The organism is Niabella sp. (genome assembly GCF_030150205.1).
In the GTDB taxonomy this organism is placed as follows: domain Bacteria; phylum Bacteroidota; class Bacteroidia; order Chitinophagales; family Chitinophagaceae; genus Niabella.
The window spans coordinates 292,926-314,741 of the sequence record NZ_JASLGT010000009.1; the positions used below are offsets into that span (position 1 = coordinate 292,926).

General features: G+C 44.9%; 18 protein-coding genes. 17 read left to right on the top strand and 1 reads right to left on the bottom strand.

The features are described 5' to 3' along the window. Positions 1-32: 32 nt before the first annotated feature. Together Q1V85_RS09270 and Q1V85_RS09275 are read left to right on the top strand one after the other, a co-directional pair. Complete coding sequence (locus Q1V85_RS09270; RefSeq protein WP_300599179.1) at positions 33-1,151, top strand: Gfo/Idh/MocA family oxidoreductase; 1,119 nt, start codon at positions 33-35, stop codon at positions 1,149-1,151. 190 nt (positions 1,152-1,341) lie between these two features. After that, positions 1,342-2,937, top strand: a complete 1,596-nt coding sequence (locus Q1V85_RS09275) for a C1 family peptidase (protein ID WP_300599180.1) — start codon at positions 1,342-1,344, stop codon at positions 2,935-2,937. A 115-nt stretch (positions 2,938-3,052) separates the two neighbouring features. On the opposite strand, the gene Q1V85_RS09280 is transcribed toward Q1V85_RS09275, so the two are convergent. Beyond that, positions 3,053-4,288, bottom strand: a complete 1,236-nt coding sequence (locus Q1V85_RS09280) for a transglutaminase domain-containing protein (RefSeq protein WP_300599182.1) — start codon at positions 4,286-4,288, stop codon at positions 3,053-3,055. Between the two features lie 941 nt (positions 4,289-5,229). Between Q1V85_RS09280 and Q1V85_RS09285 the strand changes: the two genes are divergently transcribed. The 15 genes from Q1V85_RS09285 to Q1V85_RS09355 all read left to right on the top strand — a co-directional run bounded on the left by Q1V85_RS09285 (position 5,230) and on the right by Q1V85_RS09355 (position 21,696). Beyond that, positions 5,230-5,883, top strand: coding sequence for a response regulator transcription factor (locus Q1V85_RS09285; RefSeq protein ID WP_300599184.1), 654 nt, complete (start codon positions 5,230-5,232; stop codon positions 5,881-5,883). Positions 5,884-6,408: 525 nt separating this feature from the next. After that, complete coding sequence (locus Q1V85_RS09290; protein WP_300599185.1) at positions 6,409-7,800, top strand: exopolysaccharide biosynthesis polyprenyl glycosylphosphotransferase; 1,392 nt, start codon at positions 6,409-6,411, stop codon at positions 7,798-7,800. A 47-nt stretch (positions 7,801-7,847) separates the two neighbouring features. Then, complete coding sequence (locus Q1V85_RS09295) at positions 7,848-8,546, top strand: hypothetical protein (protein WP_300599187.1); 699 nt, start codon at positions 7,848-7,850, stop codon at positions 8,544-8,546. A gap of 21 nt (positions 8,547-8,567) precedes the next feature. Beyond that, on the top strand, positions 8,568-10,226 hold the full coding sequence (locus Q1V85_RS09300; RefSeq protein ID WP_300599188.1) for a hypothetical protein: 1,659 nt from the start codon (positions 8,568-8,570) through the stop codon (positions 10,224-10,226). Between the two features lie 331 nt (positions 10,227-10,557). Further along, positions 10,558-11,358, top strand: a complete 801-nt coding sequence (locus tag Q1V85_RS09305; protein WP_300599190.1) for a polysaccharide biosynthesis/export family protein — start codon at positions 10,558-10,560, stop codon at positions 11,356-11,358. A 32-nt stretch (positions 11,359-11,390) separates the two neighbouring features. Beyond that, positions 11,391-13,793 (top strand): tyrosine-protein kinase family protein, encoded by a 2,403-nt coding sequence (locus Q1V85_RS09310; protein ID WP_300599192.1) that lies wholly within the window; start codon positions 11,391-11,393, stop codon positions 13,791-13,793. A gap of 2 nt (positions 13,794-13,795) precedes the next feature. Continuing rightward, entirely contained in the window at positions 13,796-14,779 is a 984-nt protein-coding gene (locus Q1V85_RS09315) for an acyltransferase (protein ID WP_300599193.1), read from the top strand. A gap of 61 nt (positions 14,780-14,840) precedes the next feature. After that, positions 14,841-16,277, top strand: a complete 1,437-nt coding sequence (locus Q1V85_RS09320) for a lipopolysaccharide biosynthesis protein (protein ID WP_300599195.1) — start codon at positions 14,841-14,843, stop codon at positions 16,275-16,277. Positions 16,278-16,347: 70 nt separating this feature from the next. Then, positions 16,348-17,640: an O-antigen ligase family protein gene (locus Q1V85_RS09325; RefSeq protein ID WP_300599196.1), complete on the top strand. Its 1,293-nt coding sequence runs from the start codon at positions 16,348-16,350 to the stop codon at positions 17,638-17,640. Continuing rightward, on the top strand, positions 17,633-18,169 hold the full coding sequence (locus Q1V85_RS09330) for an acyltransferase (RefSeq protein ID WP_300599198.1): 537 nt from the start codon (positions 17,633-17,635) through the stop codon (positions 18,167-18,169). The genes Q1V85_RS09325 and Q1V85_RS09330 overlap by 8 nt, the downstream gene beginning before the upstream one ends. Before the next feature lie 2 nt (positions 18,170-18,171). Further along, entirely contained in the window at positions 18,172-19,239 is a 1,068-nt protein-coding gene (locus Q1V85_RS09335) for a glycosyltransferase (RefSeq protein WP_300599200.1), read from the top strand. A 102-nt stretch (positions 19,240-19,341) separates the two neighbouring features. Beyond that, a complete protein-coding gene (locus tag Q1V85_RS09340; protein WP_300599202.1) occupies positions 19,342-19,764 on the top strand; it encodes a hypothetical protein in 423 nt (140 codons plus the stop codon). Continuing rightward, the gene (locus Q1V85_RS09345) at positions 19,761-20,771 is read left to right on the top strand and encodes a glycosyltransferase family 4 protein (RefSeq protein WP_300599204.1); all 1,011 of its coding nucleotides are present in this window, start codon (positions 19,761-19,763) and stop codon (positions 20,769-20,771) included. Before Q1V85_RS09340 ends, Q1V85_RS09345 begins: the two co-directional genes overlap by 4 nt. Next, on the top strand, positions 20,768-21,211 hold the full coding sequence (locus Q1V85_RS09350; protein ID WP_300599206.1) for a glycosyltransferase: 444 nt from the start codon (positions 20,768-20,770) through the stop codon (positions 21,209-21,211). Before Q1V85_RS09345 ends, Q1V85_RS09350 begins: the two co-directional genes overlap by 4 nt. Next, complete coding sequence (locus tag Q1V85_RS09355; RefSeq protein WP_300599207.1) at positions 21,208-21,696, top strand: glycosyltransferase; 489 nt, start codon at positions 21,208-21,210, stop codon at positions 21,694-21,696. Before Q1V85_RS09350 ends, Q1V85_RS09355 begins: the two co-directional genes overlap by 4 nt. Positions 21,697-21,816: the final 120 nt, after the last annotated feature.

Consider the following 21,816-nt stretch of genomic DNA (forward strand, 5'->3'; position numbering starts at 1 on the left):
GTGCGGCGATCCCTGAACAAAATATCGATCACATGAGTACACGCCGGAATTTCATTCAGAAGATAGGATTTTCTGCCCTGGGATTTTATACCTTCCAGGGAATCAACGCAACCATTTTTTCGCCGTTAAAGCCACGGGTGGCTGATGGCCCGGTGCTGCGGGTGGCCCTGATGGGGCTGGGTGGTTATGCCAGCCGCGTTGCAGAGTCCATGCAGCAATCAACAAGGGCAAAGATCACCGGCCTGATCAGCGGTACCCCGGAAAAGCTAAAAACCTGGGGTGCCAAATACAACGTGCCGGAGAGCAGCCGGTACAATTATGAAAACTTTGATGCCATTCGTAATAATCCGGATATTGATGCCGTATATGTCATTACGCCCAATGCCCTGCATCACGATCAGGTGATCCGCAGCACCCGCGCCGGCAAGCATGTGATCTGCGAAAAGCCGATGGGACTGAACGCAAAGGAGGGAAGGGAAATGGTGGATGCCTGTAAAAAAGCGGGTAAAAAATTACTGGTAGGGTACCGGATGCATTTTGAACCGCTCACATTGGAAATTCAACGGATGCGTACTGCCGGTGAACTGGGAAACATTAAATTTTTCCAGGGACTTTCGGGATTTAAGCTGGGCGATCCGAAACAATGGCGGGTAAATAAAGCCCTGGCCGGCGGTGGTTCATTGATGGATATCGGTATTTATGCGTTAAATGCCAGCCGCTACATGGTGGGCGAGGAGCCGGTTTGGGTTACGGCGCAGGAAACAAAAACAGACCCGGTGAAATTTAAAGAAGGGGTAGACGAAACCATTACGTTCCAGTTGGGATTCCCCAGCGGTGTTACCGCATCCTGTCTTTCTTCGTATAATATGAACAACCTGGATCGTTTTTTCCTGAACGGCGAGAAAGGATTTGCAGAGCTGCAGCCGGCTTCCAGCTACGGCCCCATTAAAGGGCGAACGCACAAAGGTCCGCTGGAGATTGCTACCGATCGTCCCCAGCAGGCGGTACAAATGGATGAAATGGCGGCCATCATCCTGGATGATAAAAAAGCCATCATACCGGTTGACGGAGAAGAGGGGTTGCGCGACCTGGTGATCATTGATGCGATTTATAAGGCTGTAAAGACAGGAGGAAAGATAAAATTGGGATAAGGGGGCTGTGGATGGTAATTGCCAAATTCCAAAAATCAAAAATCAAAAATCAAAAAGCAAAAAATCAAAAACCAAGTTACAGAAAAAGATACTGATCGCTAAAAGCTGATAACTGAAGACTAAGAACTGACCACTAAATTTCTCCTGCTTATTTCCCAACTGCACATTATTTTTATACAAAATTTAATCTATGCCTATCAGAATGACGGACGATCCCAATAGCGGGGACAATGATTTTAATGACGACCGTGGTGGTGGCGGATCGGGCCCCGGCGGAGGTGGAAACGGGTTATTTGGATTGCTGCCTTTGTTGCTGGGCCTGTTCCGGGGAAAAGGAATTATTGTATTGGTGATCATTGCTGCGGCTGTTTATTTTTTGGGTGGACGTGGTGGTTGCAGTAATATCGGTGGTTTAAGCGATGCCGCGCAGCAGCTGTTTTCTAAAAGTGGTTACAGCTATAGTCCGAATGAGTTCAATAAGGCCAAGATCTATGAAGGCCTGGAAGAAAATAATAATAAAAACCCGCTTCCGGAAGCCGTTTCATTACTGCGTTTTGCTCCTCAAAGAGGCGATCAGGGTGAGCAGGGAAGTTGCGTGGCCTGGAGCAGTGCTTATGGCGCACAAACGATTTTAACGGCTGCAGCAACCGGGCAGGATCCGAACACCATCGCATTCAGTCCCGCTTATTTATACAACCAGATCAAGTTGGGCAGCGACTGCCAGGGCTCCTATATACAACGGGCCATGGAAGCCATGAAAGCCAATGGGGGTGTGCCGCTGCGGGCGTATCCATACAACGACCAGGATTGCAGCAGGGCACCGGATGGTGCAACGCTTCAGGCCGGACGTCAGAACGCCATTCACGGGTTTACCCGGCTTACCCAGGGCGATAACCTGAACCAGATCAGCGTAAGAGCGCTTAAAGAACACCTGGCCAAAGATGCCCCGGTGGTAATCGGTATGATGGTGGGACAAAGTTTTATGCAGGATATGATGGGGCGGGATCTGTGGCAGCCGCAGGGAATGGATCAGTCGCAGGTGGGCATGGGCGGACATGCCATGTGTGTGATCGGGTATGATGACCGTAAATACGGCGGGGCTTTCCAGATCATGAACAGCTGGACGCCTAAATGGGGCAACAACGGTATAGCCTGGGTACGTTATGGCGATTTTAAAAATTATGTACGGGAAGCATATGGTATCGATCCATTACCCAAAACGGCCAGTGTAGCGGCCATACCATTGGAATGCAATGTGGGGCTGGTAGACAACAATACCAAACAATACATCCGGCTGAAATCAACGGGCACCAATGCCTTTCAGACCGTGACGCCTATAAAAGTTGGCACCCGATTTAAAATGGAGGTAAAGAATACCACCGAATGTTATATCTATATTTTCGGACAGGAAACAACCGGCAGCAGTTATGTGCTGTTTCCTTATTTAAAACCCGGGCAGGCGGTTTCCAAGCATTCTCCATACTGCGGTATTACCGGTTATCGCTTATTCCCAAGGTCCGAATCTATGGAAGCGGATAACCAGGGCACCCGTGATCAGATCGCTATTGTGGCCAGTAAAAAAGAGCTGGACTATAACCAGCTGAATGATGCCATTACGGCCAGTACCCAACCTACTTATGCCGGAAAGGTAAATGAGGCATTGAAAAGCCTGCTGGCTCCCGGTGCAGTTTATAACAGTACCCCGGATGGCCGTATCTATTTTAAAGCAACGGCGACGCCCGGACAAGCAGCGGTTACCATCGTGGCCTTTGACAAAGTACCCTGATCAGGAAGGCGTATAAAATATAACGGTTTTTATTGACGGCCAACTTTATAAGTGCAACCGCGTAGTAGAGACATTATATCTAAAAGGAATCATCCGGTTCCGGTTTTCGAATCGGTTAATTGAGCGGAATGCCAAACCAGGTAAGTTTCCGTTCATAAAACATCGCCTTGCGCTTTGATTTGGATTTGGACAGGTACTCATCCAGCCAGTCTTTTTGCTCCTTTAGCTGCGGTTCAAGCGACCGCATGGATTTTTGTAAAGAGGCTTTTGCAGAAGCAACATTAGAAAAGCTGGCGTCTACTTTCGATAGCCGTTCTGTGATGCCTGTAAAGATCCGGGTTGCTCCATCAAACATTTCCTTAATAGCCTCATCGGGTTTTGCAGGAGTAAATTGATGATTACGATAATCGATGTATTGGTTGATCAGGATGATGGCATTATTATAATCGTCTGTAATCTGGTTGAGTGAATCAACGGCCGCCTGCTGTTTTTCGTTTTGTTCCTTTATCCGGAGATTTTCCAGTTGCAGTTTAACGTGATGCAGCCGGTCAAAGACCATGGCATTGCCTACCCCGTTTTTTTCAATACGGTAAATGGTGCCCCGCAACTGATCTTCCAGGCCTGCCCGGTTGTATGCCCGGATTGAATCGGGGTAATTGAAATAAGGCTGGCCCTGGTTTTGAACCGCTTTGTTTTCATAGAACTGGGCAGTGGTTACCGGGTAGTTCAGGAACTGCCATAAATAATCAAAAGGCATGTGCGACCGGATCAGCTTCCCGGGGGATACCAGGTAATAATCATTGTTTAACTTTTTTACAAACTGCTTATTGGAAATATAACCGGAGCCCCAGGTGGGATCAAATAAATACCAGGAACCATCGATCCTTGCTGCGCACCAGGCATGCGGAATATAATCGGTAAAGCCATTCTGTTTGGTATATCCTTCTATCGTATAGGCTTCAATGTTCAATTGTTTGCAGATGCTGGTAAAAAGCAACGCAAAATGCTCGCAGATCCCTTTGCGGCTGGCCAATACCTTTTTTAATTTGTCATCACTGTTTTCATAAAAATTGATGGCAAACATATTGGCTACATCATAATCGATATTTTTGGTTACCCAGAAAAAAACAGCACGTACCTGTTCCGCTTCCTTGCTAAAATGGTCATGGATATAAGTGGCTACTTCCTGTACCGAATTTCCGGCTGCAGCAGGCATAGCGGTCATTACCTGGTCTGTTTGCCGGTAAGGGTTGGGGGGAGGCGTTTTTTGCTGGGCCTGGGAAAACGCAATGCTGGTGTAAATCATCATAAAGGTTGCAATAATCCGGATCCGGACGCAGTAGGGTCGCATACTATTTTTCGCCAAATATAGGCGTTCATCCGAAATTTTTACGGACGATAATTGCCTGGCGGGTATAGAAAAGATTTGTCCGGATCTGGTTGAAAGCAGATATTGACGCGGGTTTGAACGCGGAAACGCTTGTGAAATAGTAATTTAGTAGTAGTTACTACTTTTTTACTACCGCTATTTTTGGAAATATTGACCTAACTTCGCATCCAGTCAAAAGCAACAGGATGATGCAATTGGGCAAACCGGTTTCATTGTTTTTAGCTTTAATAAATGACTGCCGCCCTCCATACTGCGCTGAACCCATAGAAAGATACATAAAATTGAACACGTATTTGGAATCATATGCCGAATATGGGGCTCATATGTTAATCATAGTGTTCGCTATGGTTGATCTGCGTGGAATAAAGGGGTAGGTTATATTTAGTAGTATGTGCTGTAATCGGGGAGCTGTAAGATGCTGCAAAGTCGGCGGTTTTAATAGTTCCTTAGTTACGATAGATTTCCGGAACTGGATGGCCCGGATCCTACAGCTGCGTATGCTTGAATAGCTGCCTGTGTAAATCAATGAGGCCGAAATAAATAAAATGCAACCAAAATATGCGCATGACTAATATTACTTGCAGCAAAGAACCGGTATTTGAAATCAATTTGTTTGTTTTCACCGAAACTGTTGAATACCTGGGGCAGGATTGTTTTGCCAGGGAAATACATGGTTCTAGCGGATTCATATAACTAACTTAAAATTTCCGCAGTAACCGGAGCAGATGATGCCTGATTGGCAACAACATCTGCTGAATGGTTAACCGGCAGGGAACCTGGGATAAAATATGCATTGCTGTTATGAAAGATGACAGCAGACAAGGCCCGGTCGTTTTGTTTATTTCATTCATGTTCGAAAAGAATTATAATCTGGATACCACAACTGTACAATATCGTTTAGTATGTATAAAATAAAAGTAGCCATTTTAGCAGATGAGGAATTGTATGGGAATGCGCTTGTGGCTTTATTAAACCGGCAGTTTGAGATGGAAGTGGTGCGTACTTTCAGAGACGGCGAATCGGCAATTGCCGGTATCGGAAAACAGCCGGTGGACGTATTGCTTTTCGATATTGACCTGCCAGGGATTTCAGGAATAGAGGTGGTGGGACAATTAAAGGGGCGCTATTCAAAAATGGAATACCTGGCGCTGACAACTGATGATAAGGATCACACTATTTTTAGCGCGTTGAATGCAGGGGCGTCCGGATATCTTCTCCGGGATGCGGGAGACACCGCTGTGGTTGAAGCTATAAAAGATGTATACAAAGGCGGTTTCCCCTTAAGCAGTATGGTTGCCCGGAAGGTTATTGACCGGCTGTTTATAGCACCGGCACCCGGCCTGCAATCTGAAAAGCTTTCCCAGCGGGAGAATGAAATATTGCTGCAACTTTCAAAAGGGCACCGGTATAAAGAAATTGCCGCACATTTTTTTATCAGTGTGGAAACCGTGCGCACCCATATCCGGAATATATATGAAAAGCTGCAGGTGAATTCAAGGGCCGAAGCTATCCGGAAAGTGAAGGATAGTATGAAAGCCCATCTTCAAAATACATAGGAACGGGAACATGCCTTGTTTTATCAATAATAAAGACAGCAAAGGGAATACTACTCTTTTACCATTTTTTGGTATTGATACGCGGTTTATATTTGCAGCGCAACCGGATAGATATTATGCGTACACTGCTGTATAGCTGGAAATAAGCCCTCTCAGCTATAAACAATGATCCGGATGTTTAGAAAAGAACTAAGAGATATTGACGTTACCAGATGGACAAAGGTCCATACGTTTAAGTGTATTTAATGAGCTCTGGTGATTTGCACGTAGTATTTTGAATAGCCCTCAAAACCGCTGCAGATTTACAGCCAGGATTTTTATGATGTTGGGAGTGTTCCCAGGCAACAGGATGCCTTTGTTATATCAGCTTTGAGCGGTATGCTAAGGTGCCGCATCTGTTGTGCCCCTTTTGCGGACTCCGCGTTTTTGCTTCGGTTGTATAACCGGGTAATGAGCGCTGTGCTGTGAACGGAGTATGCATGGAATATGTTTTATTCAATAACCGCTTAAGTAATCCTGATAAAAATGATACGTTTAGATTTACCATTTGTGAAGCGGGTCACAAAGTTCATGATTGTACTGGATGTGACCGTATTGGGAATTTACCTGTTGGTAAAAATGATGTCTATAAATATAGGCTTCCAGGTGATATTATCTACATTACTACTTCAGGGTATTACCTGGTGCGGAATTACCGATTATTTTAACTGTTACAGCAATCTCTTTTTTAAAGAATCTACAGCGGTGTTTTCAGATACGCTGAAGGTATTTGTGTATTATTCGGTTTGTTCCTGCTGCGTGTATTTATGTACGCTTTATAATGTATTACTTCCGCGCGAGCTGTTGGTTTTTATTGCAAACTATCTCTTGTTTTTTATTAGTTATATCCTCATGAGCCGCATGGTGTTTTTTGCGGTGCGCAAGTATTGCCGGGAAAAAGGGGGCATTGTACAGCATGTTGTTTTTATTGGCGGCTCCGATTCCCTGCAGGAAGTGATGCGCCAGATGAACGAACATCGTTACATGGGGTATCATTGTGTGGGGTACTATCATACCCATGAGCTCAAATCGCTGCCGCTTACGTACCTGGGCGACTACCGGCAACTGGAAGCAGCAGGAGATATACATGCGCAATCAGAGGCGGTGATCAGTTTGTCGGCACTCAGTGAGGATGAAGTAAAACGCTTTTGCGAGCGGGCGGAGAATTTTTTGATCCGCACCCGTTTCCTGCCCGAATTTTTAAGTGTTGGGAAGTCTGTAGTCATGCGCAATATCGGCAGCTTTCCGGTATTGAGCGTGCGCAACGAGCCGCTGGAAAAGGAAGGAAGCTCCCTGGTAAAAGATGTTTTTGATTTTGCTTTTTCACTATTTGTATGTGTTTTTATTTTGTCCTGGCTCATCCCCATTGTGGCATTGCTGATCAAGTTGGAATCGCGCGGGCCGGTATTCTTTATACAGGACCGTTCCGGAAGAGGCGGCTCCGTATTCAAATGTTTTAAGTTCCGGACGATGCGGGTAAATGCCGCTGCAGACAGCATGCAGGCAACCAAAGGCGATTCGCGCATCACGAAAGTGGGTGCCTTTTTACGGAAAACCAGTTTGGATGAACTGCCTCAGTTTATCAATGTATTGAAAGGGGATATGTCAATTGTAGGACCAAGACCACACATGCTTTCGCATACCAAAAAATTTACAGAAGTGATCAGCACCTTTATGGTCCGGCATTATATTAAACCCGGTATCACCGGTCTGGCGCAGGTTAGCGGCTTCAGAGGTGAAACAAATGAATTGTGGCAATTGGAAAAGCGCGTGGAGCATGATATTACTTATGTGGAAAACTGGAATTTTCTGCTGGATCTTAAAATTATATTCCTGACGGTATGGAATATGGTAAGGGGCGAAAAAAATGCCTATTAATACTATCGAAAACATTCAATGTCAAATTCTTTAAAAGCAAACAACAAATGAAGCGACTGTTAATTTTATCTTTTACAATTTTGAGTGCTGCAATGGGGTATGCGCAAAAGGGAAATGATGCCGCATCCGGAGATGGATCGCGCTTTTCAACCGGAATTCATGTGGGAACACAGGGATTCGGCGTTCATGCCAACTACCAGATCCATCCGCGTTGGCTGGCGGGTTTGGCCACCAGTTATGCGCCTTATGGATATACAGCCACACGTACATTGGGCAAGAATGCGTATAACGTAAAAATGAAGGAAGCGCTTGGTAATGTACAGGCCCTGATCGGATGGAAACCCTTTGCCGGCGAACATTCCGGACGGTTCCTGCGTAAGTTGTATATAAACGGAGGTGTTGCCGTTTTTTACAAACAGGAAGCAAACGCTACGGCAACACCCAGAGACGATTATCATTACGGAGATATCATCATAAAAAAGGAAGACCTGGGAAAGGTAACTGCCGCCGTAAAGTGGGAAAAAGTAGCACCCTATGCCGGTCTGGCCTTGCGCGATGTTCGTTTGGGCGGACGTATTGCGTTCAATGCAGACCTGGGCACCTACTATCTTTCAAAGCCGGAGGTACATATGACTGCGGATAATCTTTTGTCTGAAAATACCACCCAGGAGGCCGCCGTTCAAAAGAACCTGGAGAACTACCGGTGGCTGCCGGTTTTGCAGGTGGGCGTAGCGTACAAGTTTTAAAGAATATTAAAAACACAGATAATGACAAAAAATCGTATTTCATTTATTGCGCTGATGTTTCTTGCTGTGGCAGGTATGATCGTTGCTTGTACCAATCCGTTTAAGGACCTGGAAATTTCGGTGAATAGCAATGTTTTCAAAAATGTGGTGAACCTGGAAGTGAGCAGCAGCATTGGCGGCACTTCACTGGATAATGCAACCGTTGTAATCACCGGGCCGGATGCGGATAAGATTTACAACGCAGAGGGTAAAAAGATATTTAAGATTACCGGTGGATTTTTGTTCCTGGCGGTGGATCCTAACATAGTGGTAAATGAGCAGGCACCGCTGAATATTAATGTAGCTATCGCTGCGGCAAACCACCTGGGGGTGCAGATGCCCGTTAAAATAACCGGTAGTGAAAAAATTACCATGCGGAAAGTAGTATTGTTAAATACCACCGCTGCTTCTTCTGAGATGGCTGTAAAAAGTACCTCCGTGGCATTGTCTGCCGATGGTACACCAGCTGCCAATATTACGGTAAATATCCCACCACCTTCCGGATCTTCAGAATCTGCCACGGTGATGATTCCTGCAGGAACACAGTTCCGGGATGCCAACAATAACGTGGTTTCCGGAACCGATCTTAAAGTAAGCCTGATCGTTCCCAAAACCGGATCGGAAAGCCTGGCCGATATATTTCCGGGAGGAACCGGTTTAACCCAGCCGGCTGTGCAAACAGCCAGTGGAACCAGTGCGGGAACCCTGCTGCCGGGAGGTATGTCGGAAGTAAGCTTTTCCCTGAACGGCACTGCTATCACTAACTTTTCTAAACCGGTTGACCTGGGCATTACCCTCGATCCGGAGTTTATGCACCCGGGAACGGGCCAGAAAGTAAAGTCTGGAGACAAGCTCAGTGTATTCAGTTTTTCTGCCAATAACCCAATCTGGAAACACGAACAGGAAGCTGTTGTGCAGTCTTCAGGAAATAAGCTTACTGTGAATTTTTCGAGCTCGCATGCTACCTGGTTCCTGGCCGGCAACCTTATTGAGTCCTGCAACGATGGCCTCAAAATAAAGTTAACAGCTGATTGGCTGAAGAACGGGGTAACACACCCGGTAACTGTAAAAGTGTTTTCGGGCATAGGCGGTAGCGCGGATAAGTTGCTGGTGCAAAAAAATATAACAGCAACGGATGGATCAGAGTTGAGTTTTGATGACCTGCCCCAGGCTCCCGTTATTGTAAAAACCTTTGATGCCGATGGAAACCGGCTGTCGGAAACAGCCATTGCCGATCCTTGTAACGGTGTGGTGCAAACCATTAATTTGGCGGCATCACCGGTTGCAGGTAATCCCAAAACCACTATGCAATTATATGTTCGCTGCCCGAATCAGGCACAACGCGTGAATGTGTTGCCTACCTTTTATCTCTATTATAAGATACATGGCCAAACGGGATTCAAATTGTTGGGAATTGTAACGAACGGATACATTTCTACCACGTTACTGGATCCTGCAAAGAAATATGATTTTAAAGCGGTATGGGGTTCTACCGTTAAAGAGGCGAATGATGTTACGGTAAAAGTAGATAATACGGCAACAGTAGGAGACAATCCGGCCGGCGGGGAAATTTTAGGCACCAAAGCCGGCGCCACGAACCTGGAACTACTGAAAGAAAAATGTAAAGAGGCCGGTTTATGAGTATTCGAAGAAGGTACGTATAGAATAAACAACACACAGGGAGATGCTTGCTCAATGCAACATCTCCCTAATTTGCTTCAGCGCCTGAAAGAATATTGGTATTGTTGTTTGAAGTTATTATTTTTGACACGTTAGAAAAACTAACGCCCTCCAAACACTGCTTTGTTTTCGATTTTAGCATGTGTTATTTTTAAAATAGCTTCCGCGAAGAAGCTGCATAAAGGCTGCCTGCTGCTACGGCCCTCTGAATAGTGGCTGTTGGCTGTCTTTTGGGGTCTGGTTACCCGGACTTTCGTGGTGGAATGCGCGACGGAACATATTGACTGTATTTATGTATAAAATCAGAAGAACAAATGCAATGCTGCTTGGCTCGTTCGTTCTGGCACTGACGGCCTGTACAACGTATCAGAAAGTTCCTTATTTCAGGAATATTCCGGCAGATAGTTCAGCTTATGCACAGGGACGGGTAATACCCACAGTAGATTACCAGGCGCTAAAAATTAAACCGGATGACCTGCTTGGAATTACGATCAGTACACTGGATAATAGTACTTCGGTATTAACCGAAACGGGAGCCAGATCTCAGGCGGTACCAGGAACTTCAATGGCATCAGCGGGAGGCAATGGTTTCCTCGTAAGCGCGGCCGGTACGATCGACCTGCCGCTTTTGGGTACCCTGCAGGTAAGCGGACGTACCACGGAACAAATAAGAGCACAGGTACAAACAAAGGCTGCCACTTATTATAAAAATCCTGTGGTCAGCGTCCGGCTTATGAATTTTAAGGTGACGGTGCTGGGCGAAGTGGGCCGGCCGGGAACTTATTTTGTAAACGGAGAGAAAGCTACATTACTGGATGCGCTTGGTCTTGCAGGAGATCTGACAATTTATGGTAACCGGCAGAATGTATTATTGCTAAGGGATGCAGAAGGAAAGCAAAAGTCCATTCGCTTTGATCTGAATAGCGGGCAGGCACTCACATCACCCTATTTATACCTTCAGCAAAATGATGTGGTGTACGTAGAGCCCGGAAAAGCAAAAGCGGCGGCAAACAATGCAGCACGCACGCAAACCTTTGCCATTATCGGATCGATTGTGTCGGTGCTCATTGTGGCATTGTCCAGGGTCCGGTAGGCATCAAAATTATTCAGGATTATTATTGAAGTATGCAAAAAGATATCAACTGGGAAGACGAGTTTGAACCCGAAACCCGGCAGGGCGATCATAAAACATTATTGCGTTTTATCGGCCGGGTGCGTGCAAACTGGTATTGGTTTTTAGTTTGCGGGATTATTGGGTTTTCCGGCGCTTATATTTATTTGCGCTATACCCTGCCCAATTATAAAATACATGCCAAGCTGCTGGTGTCCGATGATAAAAAAGGAGGCAGTCCTTTTCAGAATACGGCGCTGAGTGAGTTATCCGGACTTATGGGCGTGAAGAGCTCAGTAGATAATGAAGTAGAAGTATTAAAGACCGCAGACCTGATGCGTGAAATGGTACTGGCTGAAAAAGCCTACGTTTCCTATTTTAAAGCAGGCACGGTTCACAGTTTCCCTGTTATACAAACTCCCTATACGGTTACGGTTGAAACGGCACCGGATTCTATTCAGGCAACGTCCTCCTTTGATATGATTGCTGCCGGAAATGGTTTTGTGAATCTTCAGAGTCCGGACACTACGCTTCATGTTGCATTGGGTAAGGCATTCTTTTTGCCGGGTACCGGAAACGTTCTTGTGAACAGAAATCCGGCGGTAGGCTATAGCTCGGAACACTTTGGGTTTGCCATCACTCCTGTTCGAAAAGTGGTGGGTGGACTGGCAGAAGCCTTAACTGCAGAAGTAACCAATAAACAGGTTTCTACCATCGATCTTACACTGCAGCATAACCTTCCTAAAAGAGGCGAGCAACTGCTGGGCACTCTTATTGCCAAATATGTAGAGCGCAATCTTACAGATAAAAATGAAATAGCAGATTCGACACTGGCCTTTATAAACGCCCGTCTTGAGAAAGTAACCCAGGAGCTGGCAGAAGTAGAGGACCGCATCTCCGGATATAAAAAGGAAACACAGCTGGCCGATATTTCCCAGCAAAGCAGAATTTTGTTAGAAGGTGCTGCGGATTTTACCAAAGGGCTTGCACAGGCCGATGGTCAGCTGGCATCACTGGATATCGTTTCCGATTACCTGAAAGACAAGAGTCATCCCCGTGTGGTGCCCTCAGCCTTGTTGCCACAGGATGCAACGTTTACTGGCCTCACAGCCCGGTACAATGATTTGATCCTGCAACGGGAGCGGCTGCTTTTATCGAATACCGAAAACAATCCGCTGGTAAAGAATATGGATGGACAAATTGCTGGTTTAAGACAGGATATGATCAGCAATCTGGCCAATACCCGTAGCCAGTTGGAGCAGGCACGCCGAAGTCAGCAGCAGCTGGCCAGCCGGTTTAACGGCCAGCTGAATGAAGTGCCGGTGATCGAACGGGGATATATTGACTTGGCGCGTCTGCAACAGATCAAACAGGCGCAATATGTGTTCCTGCAGGAAAAGTGGGAGGAAACAGCAATTGGCCGTACAGCGAATGTGGCCAATTCTAAAATTATTGATTCTCCAAAGGCAGAAGAACGTCCATTTACGCCGAAACGAAAAATGATCTTCGCGTTGGGCACATTATTAGGCATCTTGTTCCCGCTTGGATTAGGATACTTAAAAGATCTGTTGAACGTAAAAGTGCGTGGTGTGGAGGATGTGCAAACCATTACCGGGCTGCCGGTGTTGGGGGTAATTGCACATTCGAAGGAAAAGAAGCCGGTAGTGGTAACGCCGGGATCCCGTTCGGTGATCGCCGAACAGTTCCGTGCAATAAGGACCAACCTGGAATTTTCATTGAATGGAGGTAATACGATCCTGTTTACTTCCTCCATGTCGGGAGAAGGTAAATCGTTTGCCGCATTAAACCTGGCACTGAGCCTGGCATTGCTCGATAAAAAAGTATTGCTGATGGAGCTGGATCTGAGAAAACCCAGTATCACTTCCAAGCTGGGCCTGACGCCTCATAAAGGCTTTTCTCATTATGTAGTGCGGACAGAATTGACAATGGAAGATGTCATTGTTAATTCGGGGTTGCATGAGAATGTGCACCTGCTGCAGGCCGGAACCGTTCCGCCCAATCCGGCGGAGTTACTGGTCAGCCGCCGGGCAGCGCAATTGATTCAGCAGGTAAAACAGCAGTACGACTATGTATTGATCGATACGCCGCCGGTAGGAATGGTGACGGACGCCCAGCTGCTTGCGCGCTATTCAGATATCTGTTTGTACCTGGTGCGTCAGCAGTACACTTATAAAGAACAGTTACGCATTCCCCGTGAATATGCGCAGCAGCGTAAAATGAAGTCGGTTCAACTCATTCTTAACGACGTAAAAGCCGGGAAAGGGTATTACAGCGGATACGGATATGGCTATGGGTACGGGTATGGCTACGGATATGGATATGGCGAGGATGGCCCTGGTGAAAAGCAGAAGAAATGGTGGAATTTGCGCGGCGAACGTAGTGCTGTTAAGTTGTAAAAATGAAACATCTCAAATTTTTGGATGGTATCAGAGGCATTTTTTGCGTCTGGGTGGTATTGTTCCATTTTACCTACAGGTATACGGAACTTTTTAATAACCATTTTATCTTCAGCTTTCAGAACGGAGGTAAGGTTGGTGTTTTTGTTTTTTTTATGTTGTCAGGGTTTTTAACCTTATTAACTGCAAACAAATATTACGAAAAGGGCACCTTTGCCTGGTTAAAAGCTAAGCTTTTACGGTTGTATCCGGCCTATTTTATTGCCTGTGTCGTGATCTATGGAGTCCTTTTTTATTTTCCATTAAAAGGAGTACAGCCAACATTTGAGCGTTTTATCAAAGACCTGTGTATGTTGCCATTTTTGTCCGGAAATGTAGAAGGGGCTCATTGGTATGTTTTTTCATTGGTTACATTTTATACCGCCTTTTCTATAATCGCAAAATATAAGCTACAGGACAAGGTGTGGTTTTATGCGTGTGTGCTTGGCATGACGGTATTGTCTTCTTTTTTAAACAGGATACATGGTGCAGACCTTTACGCTGAAGTGCTGTCTTTTGTAACCTTCTATTTTTTTAATATTCAGCTTTATTCGGGATTGTTGCTTTTGAAGGCAATCCAGCTTCCCGGGCGGTTCTTATGGCTTTTTATAGTGGCCATAGCTTTTTTGTCGCTTAAGGTTAGTTTTGTTTATGTTCCCTTAATAGCAGCATTTCTTTATGTGGCGATCCGGTATAGTGACAGGCTTTCAGGTGTTAAAAAGATATTGGAACATCCGGTCCTCTTATTTATTGCAGGCGTTTCCTACATGTGGTACCTGGTTCATCAGAACATCGGTTATATGTTAATGAATCAGCAGCTTCGCTACGGCTTCTATCCGGAAATTGTTCCTTATATAAGTATGCTCCTTACTTTTTTACTGGCAGCCTTATTGCATTTTTTTGTTGAAAAGCCAATGACTGAAAAACTTTTTTTTAAGAAAAGATGAACATCAGGTGTAGAACTATTGGTCGTTTATTGAAACCGGACATGAATTATTAAAGAGATATATGAATGTAAGGAAAAATAAATTATTGTCGAACTTACTGGTTACCGGCATCGGCAGATTTGGCGGAATGCTGATCCAGCTGGTCACTACATTTGTGTTGTCGAGGTTTTTATCTGCGGAGGATTTTGGTATTGTAGCGATGTGTTCGATCTTTTTAAGTATTTCGGAAATGTTGGTTGATTCCGGTATGGGAGGCTCGATCATTTTTTATAAAGATGTACGTGCCGTAGAGTTGCATACGCTGTTTTGGACGAATTTGGTAGTAAGTCTTGCAATTTATTTTTTACTTTTTTTAGGCGCCGGCTGGATTGCCGCGCTTTATAAGGTGCCGCTGCTGGAGATCATTATTAAAGTGATTGGAGTATCGGTGGTCGTTAATTCTTTGTGCATTATACAAAGCGCAGTACTGTCGAAGAATCTGCAGTTTAAAATACAAAGCAAAATCATGTTTTGGAGTACGGTTTGTGCTTCTGTGGTTGTTTTGCTGATGGGATATTATGGCGCTGGCATTTGGGCATTGGTAGCCCAGCCGGTTTTACAGCGCTTTTTTACCGTTATTTTTTATATGATCTATGGTTCCTACCGCCCGGCATTTCAATATTCGCTCGTTGCATTGAAAAGGCATTGGGGGTTTGGTTCCAAGCTTCTGGGAACCTCGTTTATAAAAACCGTGTACGATAATTTATACGTGCAAATCGTAGGCAAGGTTACAGGCCTGCAGGAAGCTGGTTTTTATGCACAGGCAAAAAGGTTCAATGATGTGCCGGTAAACCTGCTTACGTTCTCACTCGACAAAGTCGTCTTCCCGTCGCTTGCAGGAAGTCGGCATCAGTTAGATAAAATGGAACGGATAACCCGGTTGTTTGCGCTTTGTATATTCCCTTTTTTATTTTTGGCAGCGCTGGTATCCAAAGAATTAGTGGTGCTGTTATTGGGCGTAAAATGGATAAGCTCCGGCTGGATGCTGTCATTTTTAATGATCGGTACTGTAGGCGCTTCTATGGAAGTGTTAACCCGCAGCTTTTTAAAAGCAACCGGTAAGACCGGTGTTTTACTAAAGTTCGATATCGTAAAGAGGACCATCAGTATATTGATTCTGATCGTGGCGATGTACTGGTCTGTAAAAGGACTTTTGGTGGCGTTTATTCTCAACGGCTTTATTGGCTGGTTCTTTAATTGTGTTGCATTAAATAAAGCAGTTGGATATACGGTTGCCGGCCAGCTGCGCACAGCTATGAGCGTTTGTGTAATGGCTGCCTTTGCGTATGTTTTAATGTCTTTGACAACCGCATATTTTCATGATCACTATGCGGCGGCGCTGGTTTCCAAAGCTACAGGGTACAGTATCTTATATGTCTTTTTCGCATTCCTTTTTATGAAAGAGGATATGCTGAGGTTATTTAAGGCAAGTTTTTCGAAAAAGATAGTACAGGTATAGCAATTACAGGTGCCGGGTATGTGGAAGCCGGCCGTGAATATAGAATGGTTAACAAAGACCAATAGAACAGATGTATACAGTTGCAGAAAATAGGTTTATTTCAAAAAAAGCCCGGAAATTAAAAGCGGACAGGAAGTTTATATTCCTGATGTTTCTCCTGTTGCCGGTAATGGCTTATTTTAATATCGACGCAAAGTATACGGTAGTCTCCCTGTTGTTTGTGGCTGTTTTTTGTTATTATTATAAAAATGCGGGGTTTAAACACATAGCATTATCCCGTGGCCTGATGATCTGGTTGTTATTGACCGTTTATCATTGGGTAAACGGGATGATAAAGAAGGTTCCGGAAGTGGACCTGCTTGACCTGCTTCATGGGTTTAAGATCTACGCCTGTATTGTGATTTTTGCTTACCTCGCCCGCCGCAGTTTCCAGGCCACTATAAAGGCGCTGCTGGTGTGTTTTAGTGTATACCTGTTGCTGAGTTTTGTTGTAAATGATATTTCGAGCTCAAGTTTGCACGGGCGGATGTCCGGGGTGATTTATTCAACACAGCTGGGGCAAACGGCGGCGCTGTTGGGCATATACATCGCGTATTATTCGGTTAGCAAAAGATTAAGTCTGTTACAGTCGGCCTGCTTATACGTATTGCCGCTGGTTGTTATCTTACTGGCACAAAGCAGGAACGGGCTGGCAATGATGGCCATTGGTATTGTAGGCCATGCGATCGCCTATGCCGTTCAGAAAGGCGCAAAGTTGGCACAAACACTCGTGATCGTTACCCTTTTAACACTGCTTATGTTTGCAGCGTTCAATTTTGTAATTGATAATACGGCTATCGGTTCCAGGCTGGCCGATACGGATACGGCTGAAATGTCGAACATGAATAACAACCACCTGACCAATACCGTTTTTGATAAAATTGCAGGCGACAGGTTGGTCTATTATGTGCTGGGATGGCAGTTTTTTGTACAATCTCCCTGGACGGGTATTGGTATGTGGAATTTTAAATACCTGTCAAATGGAGATTATCCGCTGCATTCGGAATATATGATCCATTTATGTGAGGGCGGAATCATCGCGGCAATACTGTGGCTGTTATTTATAATTACGATCATAAGAGGGCTTTTGTACTCAAAACAGAAATTATCTATAAAAATAATTGCCTTCTTTTCGATACTTGAAATATTGTTCTGCGGACTGTATGCACGGGTTTTTTACTATGAGTTCTTTTACCCGGTTATCGGTATCGCCATTTCATTGGCTTATTATAACGGCAGTCGCAGGCATAAATACTCAAACAGGAGCTTAAGTTATCCAGGTGGTGACCTTCCTGATCCTTTTAAAAATATAATACATGAATAGAATCAAAATGTTGATTCGGATTTTAAAGAGGATGTTGCTCTCTCCAACTGCTTATGCACGGGCAATAGGCGTAACCATTGGGGAGGGGTGTATCCTTTATAATGTTGAGTGGTCATCTGAACCCTATCTTATTACGGTAGGCAACAATTGCCAGATAACAAAGGGCGTAAAGTTTTTTACGCATGGCGGTGCATTTGTTTTAAGAAATGAAATTCCTGATTTTGATTGCTTTGGAAAAATAGAAATAAAGAACGGCGTCTATATCGGTAACAACAGTTTGATATTGCCGGGTGTTACAATCGGAAATAATGTATTGGTTGCTGCAGGATCTGTTGTTAGCCGGTCGGTGCCGGATAATGTATGTATCGGTGGAAATCCCGCCCGGATCATTTGTACGTTAGAGGAATACAAACAAAAGAATATTGCATACAATGTGCATTCAAAAGCGCTTAACGGCCGGCAGAAAAAGGAATTATTACTGGCGCTAAACGATGAACGTTTTATTCAGAAAGCCGTTTTAAGTCATTAACCATGCATTCAACAAACAGGAAAAAAATTCTTTTTTTTATTAACCGGTATTCCGGTGGTGCAGAAAAAATGACGCTGAATATTGCCGGTTTTTTGCCGCCGGAATTGTATGATGTGGTGTTTTATATTGTGGGACCCGAACTTGCTTCCATCAGTAGATTCCTGCCTCCGGGTATACCGGTTCATCTGCTGAGAATTAATTCTTACAAAGACTATTTTATTTTTAAGCTGGTAAAGATATTATTGAAAGAAAAGCCGGATTGCGTATTCGCTTCATTAATGCCGATCAACTGGCGCCTATGTTTTGCGGCAGCTTTTATGCCGGGGATCCGTTTGATTATAAGAGCCGACTGCCCGGTAGATGTACAATCGTTCCATCAGAACTTGCGCCTTTGGCTGGCGTATCGACGGGCGGATAAGCTTATTATGCAAACACAGGAAATGCGGAAAGGGTATATTGAAAAGTTGAACTTGCCCAATAAAAAAGTGATAACGCTGGAGAACCCGGTGAATCAAAAGGAAATAGCGCGGAAGCTGCAACAGGCCGTTTGCCCCTTTGAAGAAGACGGCACACACTATGTTTTTATAGGGAGGGTGGATCCGGTTAAAGGCCTGGATATACTCATCAGCGCTTTTGCGAAAGTGTTGCAGGGTCGGCCCGATGCGCGGCTGTATATCGTTGGTGAAGTAACGCCCAAATGCAATGACTATTTTTCTGCGCTGAAGCATCAGGCTGATGATCTGCAAATAGCGCAGAACGTTTTTTTTACCGGGTTTGATGATAATCCATACCGGTATATAAAATATGCCGACTGCCTTGTCCTGCCTTCGAGAACAGAGGGATTACCCAATGCGGTTATCGAAGCATTGTTTATCGGTACCCCGGTAGCAGTAACCAACTGTGTGCCCATCATCAACAGGATTGTTAAGGAAGGCGTTAACGGACATGTTGTTGAAGTGGACGATGCCGCAGGATTGGCCAGGGCAATGATTGCAACGGCTAAACTGGGCAGGGTGCAATCGTTTTATAGTCCGGCCCAACCTGAGGACTTTGTTCAATTATTTTGTTAATACATTCATTGCACGGTTATGTCGTTGATAAGAGATTTTCAGGCCCTGGCGAAACATACGAACAGCAGGCTAAAGCCGTTTTTTAAAATACATTTATACAGCATGCTTTTCTTTAGGATCAGCAATGTGCTCTGTAAAGTTGGTTTAAAACCCCTGGGCCGGTTGTTTTGGCTCATAAACCGGTTGTTGCTTTCTATTGACATTGATCCGCGCGCCACATTAAAAGGCGGCGTTGTGATTCTTCATGGTGCCGGCATTGTTATCGGAAGATACGTGATCGCGGAGGGCGATTTTACAATATATCAGGGGGCAACGCTTGGTGGAAACAATAATAAAGAAGCGCTTTATAAGGGAAAAACGATCACGCAGCCTGTCTTAATGCACGGCTGCGTGATCGGTATACATGCTGTAGTAATGGGGCCGGTAATATTACACAACAATGTAAGGGTTGGGGCGAATGCCATCGTTACCAAAAATGTTCCGGAAAACGCGGTGGTGGTTTCTAATAACAAAATACTTAAATGAGAGAAAGGAAAGTAATATCCATAACCACCAATCTCAGCCGCTATGGCGGAGCTCAGAAAGTTTTAATGGATGTTCATAACGGACTAAAGGGACAATTTAATTGCCTTGTTACAGGACGGCAGGCATTTGAGCAACTGCATCCCAAATACCAGATCGCTGCAGAAGAATATATCCTGTTCCATCCCCGGGTGCTAAAGAATAATATTGTACTGGTACATGCAAGAAACCTGATTCCCTTTATTGTTTTTTTGAATAAGCTGCTCCGGCTCAACGCCCGCGTTATCTATATCTCGCATAATGTGTATAGAACATACAGACGCCTGACCTTTTTCCCGGAGAATATTGTATCCATATCTCAAAAAGTTACACAAAACCTGGAAAATTATTTTAAAGTAAAGGGCAAAAAAATAACGCTGATATATAATGGCATTAGAGATACCGCCGGTATACCAGAAGCGGCAGGCAGGCAATATAAGCAGCAGGATGCCATCAAAATACTTTATCCGGCCCGGGTAAACCAGGTGAAACGCCAGTTGCAGATTGTAAACCGGCTAAAGGATAAAATTGCCGCTAATATTGAGATCCATTTTGCAGGCGCCGGGGAGGACTTAGAGGCGCTGAAACAATGTTGCGATGGCCTCCCCAATTTCAAAGTACTGGGATTTGTAAATGATATGGAGCGCCTGATTCCCGGATACGACTACCTGATGTTGTATTCTGTGCAGGAGGGATTGCCGATCGCCTTATTGGAAGGCATTATGCATGGTAAACCGTTGCTCGTAAACGATGTGGGCGGAAATCTGGAGATTGGCGTTCCTCAGTTCAACGCTATCAGACTGGAGGATGGCTGGGAAGGGCTGGGTACACAAATTAACGGATTAAATGATGTTACCGGTCTGCAATATGCTGAAATGGCTGCGAACAGCCGCTCGCATTTCCTGGCGCGGTTTCAATATGGGCAGATGATTAAAGAATATGAGCAACTCATTAATACCTTAAGCACATGAAAGTATTTGCTGTAGCCTCCATGGGAGGGCATTGGATCCAGTTACTCCGGTTGAAGCCTGCATTTGAAGGCATGGAGGTGGTGTTTGTTTCAAATAACAAGCGCTTTTCCAGCATGGTGCCGGGAGAAAAGTTTTATGCGGTAGCCGATGGTAACCGCAACAGCAAACTTAAACTGATCAGGTCCTTTTATGAAGTATTGCGGATTATAAAAAAAGAGCGGCCGGATGTTATTGTTACCACAGGCGCAGCACCCGGCCTTATGGCCCTGCTTGCCGGGAAGTTGTTAGGCATCCGTACCGTTTGGATCGATAGCATTGCAAATGTGGAGCGTCTCTCGATGAGCGGTAAAATTGCACTAAAAATAGCGGGACGCGTGTATACGCAATGGGAAGATCTGGCCACAGATCAGATTCACTATGCCGGAAATGTTTTATTATGATTTTAGTTACTACAGGTACACAGGAACCTTTTGACCGGTTAATAAAAGCCATAGACGAAATGGCTCCCCGGCTTAACGGGCAGCAGATTATAGCACAGTGCACCACCTCGCAATACAAGGTAAAAAATATTGAGCTGACGGGGATGCTGCCTCCAAAGGAGTTTGATACCCTGATGGATCAGGCAGATCTTATTGTAGGGCATGCGGGCATGGGAACCATTATTTCGGCTCTTGTAAGGCGAAAGCCGTTATTAGTTATGCCCCGGTTGCTGCGTTTAAAGGAACATAGAAATGACCATCAGATGGCCACTGCAAAAAAAATGGCAGCAATGGGATATGTGGAGGTAGCGTTTGATGAAAAAGAGCTGGTACAGCAACTGCCCCTTGTTTTAAAAAACACAGCCGTAAAGAATATCGATATTGAAACCCTGGCCGCACCGGAACTGATAGGGTCACTAAGGGAATTTATACTCAGGGGAAAATAACGCCCTTTAATTTCAGATATTTACAAAAACTTACAGTAGTTGTAAGTTGCCGTATTGCCGGCTACTGGCAGACATGCAAACACCGCCGTAACCCCGGCAATTATTTTAAAGTAAAAACAA

Excerpts from the sequence above, each read along its gene's own strand:
- Q1V85_RS09275 (WP_300599180.1), top strand. The coding sequence starts at position 1,342 with ATGCCTATCAGAATGACGGACGATCCCAATAGCGGGGACAATGATTTT.
- Q1V85_RS09355 (WP_300599207.1), top strand. The coding sequence starts at position 21,208 with ATGATTTTAGTTACTACAGGTACACAGGAACCTTTTGACCGGTTAATA.
- Q1V85_RS09345 (WP_300599204.1), top strand. The coding sequence starts at position 19,761 with ATGAGAGAAAGGAAAGTAATATCCATAACCACCAATCTCAGCCGCTAT.
- Q1V85_RS09310 (WP_300599192.1), top strand. The coding sequence starts at position 11,391 with ATGCAAAAAGATATCAACTGGGAAGACGAGTTTGAACCCGAAACCCGG.
- Q1V85_RS09340 (WP_300599202.1), top strand. The coding sequence starts at position 19,342 with ATGCTTTTCTTTAGGATCAGCAATGTGCTCTGTAAAGTTGGTTTAAAA.
- Q1V85_RS09350 (WP_300599206.1), top strand. The coding sequence starts at position 20,768 with ATGAAAGTATTTGCTGTAGCCTCCATGGGAGGGCATTGGATCCAGTTA.
- Q1V85_RS09305 (WP_300599190.1), top strand. The coding sequence starts at position 10,558 with ATGTATAAAATCAGAAGAACAAATGCAATGCTGCTTGGCTCGTTCGTT.
- Q1V85_RS09330 (WP_300599198.1), top strand. The coding sequence starts at position 17,633 with ATGAATAGAATCAAAATGTTGATTCGGATTTTAAAGAGGATGTTGCTC.
- Q1V85_RS09320 (WP_300599195.1), top strand. The coding sequence starts at position 14,841 with ATGAATGTAAGGAAAAATAAATTATTGTCGAACTTACTGGTTACCGGC.
- Q1V85_RS09285 (WP_300599184.1), top strand. The coding sequence starts at position 5,230 with ATGTATAAAATAAAAGTAGCCATTTTAGCAGATGAGGAATTGTATGGG.
- Q1V85_RS09335 (WP_300599200.1), top strand. The coding sequence starts at position 18,172 with ATGCATTCAACAAACAGGAAAAAAATTCTTTTTTTTATTAACCGGTAT.
- Q1V85_RS09290 (WP_300599185.1), top strand. The coding sequence starts at position 6,409 with ATGATACGTTTAGATTTACCATTTGTGAAGCGGGTCACAAAGTTCATG.
- Q1V85_RS09295 (WP_300599187.1), top strand. The coding sequence starts at position 7,848 with ATGAAGCGACTGTTAATTTTATCTTTTACAATTTTGAGTGCTGCAATG.
- Q1V85_RS09325 (WP_300599196.1), top strand. The coding sequence starts at position 16,348 with ATGTATACAGTTGCAGAAAATAGGTTTATTTCAAAAAAAGCCCGGAAA.
- Q1V85_RS09300 (WP_300599188.1), top strand. The coding sequence starts at position 8,568 with ATGACAAAAAATCGTATTTCATTTATTGCGCTGATGTTTCTTGCTGTG.
- Q1V85_RS09315 (WP_300599193.1), top strand. The coding sequence starts at position 13,796 with ATGAAACATCTCAAATTTTTGGATGGTATCAGAGGCATTTTTTGCGTC.
- Q1V85_RS09280 (WP_300599182.1), bottom strand. The coding sequence starts at position 4,288 with ATGCGACCCTACTGCGTCCGGATCCGGATTATTGCAACCTTTATGATG.
- Q1V85_RS09270 (WP_300599179.1), top strand. The coding sequence starts at position 33 with ATGAGTACACGCCGGAATTTCATTCAGAAGATAGGATTTTCTGCCCTG.